Genomic DNA, 5,271 nt, shown 5'->3' with positions numbered 1-5,271 from the left:
CCGGCTGGCCAGGTCGCTGCGCGACCTGCAGGTAATTGTGGACAAGCTCAAGACGAAAGGCGCGCATCTCTTCGCAACCGAACAGCCCGTCGATACGTCGACCGCCGCCGGCAAGGCTTTCTTTGACATGCTTGGCATCTTTGCCGAGTTCGAGACCAATCTGCGGCGCGAGCGCCAGGCGGAGGGAATCGCTGCTGCCAAAAAGCACCACAAATCGTCCGCGATCTCGGCGTCTCACGCGGTACTGTCTATCAGGTGAGGAAGGGCAAATGACGAAGGGCAGGGTCATAACCCCTCTGACGCCAGCGACATGCGAAGAAATCCAGACCCGCATGCTCGAGGTCTGCCGGAAGATCGCTGAGGACCACGGCCTGGTCATCGAGCGCGCCGGATGGCGCGGCACCGGTACCGGCTTCTCCTTCGAGCCCGTGTTCCGCGTCAGCATTCCCGCTTCCGACGGCACCGCGTTCAATCTCGAAAAAGACAGGTTCGAGTTTCTGGCAGAGCAATTCGGATTGGCCCTTCGGACTTCGGACGCGAGTTCCGCACCGGAAGCGAACGGTTCCGGATCACCGGCATCGATCCAAAGCGGCCACGCTACCCGATCTCCGCAGAGCGAATTCCCGACCGCAGAGGATTCAAATTTGCCGCCGAAAACGTCGCCATGCTCCTGCAAGCCAAGGAGAGCAAGCCGTGAAGTTCTCCGATTGTTCCGCAAGTTGGCCAGAATCGCAGCTTCGGGCCGATTAGGTCTGTTTCGTGCGCGTCGGAGCCCAGAATCCGCCTGCTGATTCTGCAAAAGATGATGACCAGCCGGAGCAAACATATTAACGAGTGCTGGGCCCGATCATCGGTGGCTATTTGAACGAGTGGGGTGCAGATGCTGCAGGTCGCCCCCTTTCGCCAGCGGTCGGAGGCGGTGTGATCGACCAATGGATCAAGTCGGTAGCGTTCTGAAGTATTGCCTCAGTCTCAGCAAGGGTTGCGGAAGCAGCGATGATATATCCGATGCGGTCTCGCCAATCACCGTTCCTGGCGATCGGCCTCCTGGTTTCAGCATACAGTTTTACCTCGGCGACCCCTGGTATAGCAGCCGCCTGTTTGGCGCCCCGAATCCAATTGAGAATACCATCGCGATCAGGAATGAGGGACCGCGCGGCTGCAGCGTGCGAAAACCTTTTACGCAAATCCCATTCATCGCCGACAACAAGCTTGATGTGCTCGGTGATAAGATCGACGCCGTAAGCCAACTTAACTAGTTGAGGAGTGGGCGTGGCAGCAAGACGTGGATTGACTTCAATGACGACGGGGCCAAGCTTGGTCCAACGGAGGTCAATGTTCGTTGGGCCCCAGCCAAGGTCGAGAGCCCGCAAGCACCCCACCGAAACCTCGGTGATATTTCTGTGCTCGTAATCAGTCAGCATGGCTGGATAGGTATACTCTCGACAGATGAAATGCGGTGAGTGGCCGAAGTCAGCGGAAGCGATTCCAAAAACCTCGTTTCCCATTACGTCAACGCTGTAGTGGGAGCCTTGCGCGAATTCTTCGACCAGTATTCCCGACGAAAAATCCGCTGTGTGCTGCTCCCTCAACAGATGAGTGGCATGTTCGGTCAATTCGTCGACGTTGCGGCACAAACGGACACCGGTGCTGCCGGTGCCAACGGTTGGCTTCAGAACCACCGGTAGTCCAATCTCCTTGGCGCAGCGTTCTACGTCAGTCGCATTCGCCGCCAGGCGAAATAGAGGGATGGGGACAGCGGCCGCTAGGAGTTGTCTTTGAACGAACTTGTCGCAGCATCTTTCAATGGATGTGGGGCTTGGTCCCGGCAAATCGAAGTGACGCGAAAGCTTGGCAACCATCGCATAGATCGAATCCCCTGGGCTCGGAAAGCCAGTAATACCCGCGATATCATACGTCGCGCTTACCCGGTGACAGCTCTGGATCAGGGCATCGAGGTTGTTTGTGTCGACGCGGATTGCCTCGAAACCGCCAGAAACAATGTAGTCATACTGGTGCGGATCAGAGGACAGCGTAATCGGGTGGAGGCTAAGACGAATTGCTGCTTCAACATACAGTAGTCCATAGCCAGTCTTACTCCCTTCAACCAATATCAATGCTTTTTGTGCCATTGGTCGCCATCTCCGTGGTTGGATTCTGCGCGGCAGTCCTGACATATCGGCATCAAGCGTTCAGCCGTGCTGCTACTGGTGTCTTGAGGTGAACGTACCATCATCAGCATTGGGAGACTGTAAAGTTTTGCAAACTTCGTCTGAAGGTTTTGTGTTGCTGAGGCTGCATTTTGAACTGTGATGTAGTCATGGCTATATGGAAATCGATCCGCGATCCCAGCGCTATCCCCGCGCCGTCGACAAAGCTGCGAGTGTAGTGCCGTCACGAAGGGGCGCTAGATCGTTCCCTTTGTCGGCTATCGAGCTTAAACGTGTCGCCGTTAGGCGAGTTCTGGTTCGCTGACCGATATATCCGAGCTCTCAACCAACGCCGCCGCAACGCAAACGCGGAGGCGGCCATTGCAGCGGTGGTTTAGCGGGCACGATTTGAGATGCTGCATCGAAGAGGGGAGCCAACCCCGTCAAAGCGGTGAGCATTGGGTGTAGATGGGCCATGAAAACGGCCCCGGCCAAATAGGCACTCACTAGGTCGGTAATATCGTCAACGCTGCTTATTAAGTTCACGAGGTCCTTGGTGAAGCCGAAGCCACTGCCCACCAGCACTCCGTAGACAAGCCCGTTCCAAGGCCCACGGATCTGTCGCTTCGCAAAGAGTTGTGGCACGAGTTGCATGAGAAGACGCCAGACGCCGAGACGCGTGGCTCGAAGAACATTGCCTTGCCGAGACGGCCTTCGCTGGGGTAATCGGGTTGTTGGTGACTGCCGGTGTGATGGATGGCAAAGGCTTGAAAGTGGCCAGAGCGGTTTCTCTGAGGTGTTCGGGGATCGCTTGATCAGCAAAAGCGGCGGCTGCCGGCACGGCGACCGCCATCGCAGCTAACAGGAGTTTCATAGACGATCTCTCTGCGCGGTGTACGCATCCACTTTGGGGTATGCGGTTCGTGAACGCCCTGCGCTAGATCAGCGGCGGTATTCCACGACAGCAGCGCAACGGTCGGGAAGGGAAGCCTTTTTATAGAACTCAAAGAGATGCTTGAGGCACCGATCGTCAGCCTTGAAGCTGGCGCCGGAGCCGCATTTTGGATTCTCTTTCCGCCTTCTATTATGAAGAAATCGGGGTAAGGCACAGTGTGAAATTTCGGTTTTTGGGACGAAATTATCCGTTACGCAGCGTCGCCCTTCGTCGATCGCGTGATTGTCGCCAACCCGATGCAGGTGAAGGCGATCGACCGTGCCAGCATCAAGACCGACAAGATCGATGCCGGCGTTCTGGGGCAGCTTCATGCCAGCGGGTTCCTGCCCGAGGTGTGGTCGCGGACGAGCGCACTGAGCGACTGCGTCGTCTCGTTGTCCAGCGCAACCAATGGTGCGGGATCGCACGCGGGTGAAGATCGAGGTGCACGGCATCCTGCAGGCGCATCTGGTGCCGTCTTGGGCGTCACACCACAAACTATGTTCGACTATCTCTCATGCGGCTTGCTCGACGGGCGCCAGCTTACGAAGGGCCAGCCCTGGCAAATCGAACTCTCGGATGACCAAATCAACACCGTGCGAGCCCGGCTCGCACGCACCAGGCGATCAAGGAGGAAGGTCTCATGACAAGATCGGTGACCCAACTCTGGCCGATTCGTTTGGCGCCCGCGCTCACCCGTTTCCATCAGGAGAACCGTCACGAACCGCGAAAGTCATCGTTCCATCTTGCCTGATTTCGACATCGTAAAACATGAAATCTCGCACGGAATTGTCCCGGTCAAACGTCAGCACTCGCGGCCTGATTTCTGCGATCTGATGCTCCTCAATATATGCTGAAGAGCACACGATTATTTCATCGCCGATCTGACAAGTACGAGCAGCCGCTCCGTTCAGTACGCAGCAACAAGAGCCCCTTTCCCCGTAAATGACATACGTGCTGATCCGCGCGCCTGTCGCCTTGTTCCATATCTCAACGAACTCCAATGGTAGAATACCCGCTTTGTTACAATGATCCGGATCCAGAGTTATTGAGCCGTGGTAGTTCAGATCTGCGCCGGTCACGGTGATACCATGCAGCTTGGCGGCCACGATTTTTCTCATCGACTAGTTTCCTTTTCAGCTATAAACTACTGTGGTGACGAGCGATTGCAGCGCTTGATCCGACGGACTAGATGTGACCTTGCGCTGGAGCTCGGAAGGGTCGTCGCAAATCTCGTGCCAACTTGGCAATTCGCTCTGAGCCAGAATATTATGATGCATTCAGCTATTTAGCCTGGCGGTTAAACGAAGATGAACAACAGGCCTGTCGAGATCCTGACAAAGCGACATGAACTGCCTCCCATTTGGACCGGATCGTTGGTATAAGCAGGAAGACTCAAACCGCTCGGCAGCGTGCTGGGCGAAGTTATGGCTGAGCATGTCGCCATGATGCGCCGCAGGGGATACAAATATACTTCGCAACCAGTGCGGCTCTTGCAGTTCGACCGATTCCTGCAACTGAACCCGCATCTGGAAACCGAGCCGCTGAGCGTAATGATCGATCGATGGGCGGCCACGAAAGGCACGCGCAACCATGCCTATGAGCGCGAAAACCTTGAGCGCCTCTTCGCAAAAATCCAGCGGCGTGCCCAACCCCCGAGTTCGGACTCCTCAACATCCGCGTCCTTGTCTCCACCCAATACCGAGATGGGAATATTCAAATACCAGGGCTATAAGTCTCACACGCTTTAATATCGCGTCGAAGATTCGGACGAATTAGGTCCATCAGGCAAAGTGGAGCTGCTAGAATCGTTGCTCGGTCGCTACTGCAGCATTTTGGTCACCCTTGCGAAGCAATTAAAAAGTCGGCAGGGAGACTGTCAGGAATTCTGTGCGCGAGGCCGGTTTCGTCACTGGCTGACGAACCTTTCGCCGAACACGACGGCGAATTGGGTCTTGGCCTTGAACCACTCGCGCGGCGGTCGTTTCCATTCCTCGGCCGCGTGGTTGAGCACCAGATATAGCAGCTTCATGGCCGCGTCGTCATTGGGGAAGTGGCCGCGCGTTCGAACGGCGCGACGCAGCTTGGAGTTCAATGCCTCGATAGCGTTGGTAACCGGTATGATCATGACGGTGCGATCTCGTCCTCGCTGAGCAGTTTTCGGCGTATGGTGCGACCATCCGGGAC

At 56.2% G+C, this 5,271-nt stretch carries 6 protein-coding genes and 2 pseudogenes; 4 read left to right on the top strand and 4 right to left on the bottom strand.

The features are described from left to right. Positions 1-259 (top strand): recombinase family protein (locus EOA23_RS31170; RefSeq protein WP_145966532.1); only part of this gene is annotated, 259 nt, incomplete at its 5' end. 10 nt (positions 260-269) lie between these two features. Continuing rightward, on the top strand, positions 270-791 hold the full coding sequence (locus EOA23_RS31165) for a hypothetical protein (protein WP_245474400.1): 522 nt from the start codon (positions 270-272) through the stop codon (positions 789-791). A 66-nt stretch (positions 792-857) separates the two neighbouring features. Here EOA23_RS31165 and EOA23_RS31160 read toward each other — a convergent pair whose 3' ends face one another. Next, the gene (locus tag EOA23_RS31160; protein WP_127306939.1) at positions 858-2,132 is read right to left on the bottom strand and encodes an acetyl-CoA carboxylase biotin carboxylase subunit family protein; all 1,275 of its coding nucleotides are present in this window, start codon (positions 2,130-2,132) and stop codon (positions 858-860) included. Between the two features lie 653 nt (positions 2,133-2,785). Then, a pseudogene (locus EOA23_RS31150) lies at positions 2,786-3,024 on the bottom strand (cytochrome c peroxidase); the annotation flags it as partial. Positions 3,025-3,284: 260 nt separating this feature from the next. Here EOA23_RS31150 and EOA23_RS36715 point away from each other — a divergent pair. Then, positions 3,285-3,561: pseudogene (locus EOA23_RS36715) on the top strand (transposase); the annotation flags it as partial. Positions 3,562-3,776: 215 nt separating this feature from the next. Here EOA23_RS36715 and panD read toward each other — a convergent pair. Next, complete coding sequence (gene panD, locus EOA23_RS31140; protein ID WP_127306937.1) at positions 3,777-4,205, bottom strand: aspartate 1-decarboxylase; 429 nt, start codon at positions 4,203-4,205, stop codon at positions 3,777-3,779. Between the two features lie 306 nt (positions 4,206-4,511). On the opposite strand from panD, the gene EOA23_RS31135 reads away from it, so the two are divergent. Next, a complete protein-coding gene (locus EOA23_RS31135) occupies positions 4,512-4,835 on the top strand; it encodes a hypothetical protein (protein ID WP_189341772.1) in 324 nt (107 codons plus the stop codon). A gap of 158 nt (positions 4,836-4,993) precedes the next feature. Here EOA23_RS31135 and EOA23_RS31130 read toward each other — a convergent pair. Next, on the bottom strand, positions 4,994-5,271 hold a 278-nt coding region (locus EOA23_RS31130), incomplete at its 5' end, for a transposase (RefSeq protein WP_245474399.1).

This window comes from Mesorhizobium sp. M2A.F.Ca.ET.042.01.1.1, from assembly GCF_003997405.1.
Taxonomy (GTDB): domain Bacteria; phylum Pseudomonadota; class Alphaproteobacteria; order Rhizobiales; family Rhizobiaceae; genus Mesorhizobium.
Note: the sequence above shows the minus strand (reverse complement) of the source record. Positions and strands in the feature narration are given on the sequence as shown.

Coding starts and splice junctions, on each gene's coding strand:
- EOA23_RS31160 (WP_127306939.1), bottom strand. CDS start 2,132: ATGGCACAAAAAGCATTGATATTGGTTGAAGGGAGTAAGACTGGCTAT.
- panD (WP_127306937.1), bottom strand. CDS start 4,205: ATGAGAAAAATCGTGGCCGCCAAGCTGCATGGTATCACCGTGACCGGC.
- EOA23_RS31135 (WP_189341772.1), top strand. CDS start 4,512: ATGGCTGAGCATGTCGCCATGATGCGCCGCAGGGGATACAAATATACT.
- EOA23_RS31165 (WP_245474400.1), top strand. CDS start 270: ATGACGAAGGGCAGGGTCATAACCCCTCTGACGCCAGCGACATGCGAA.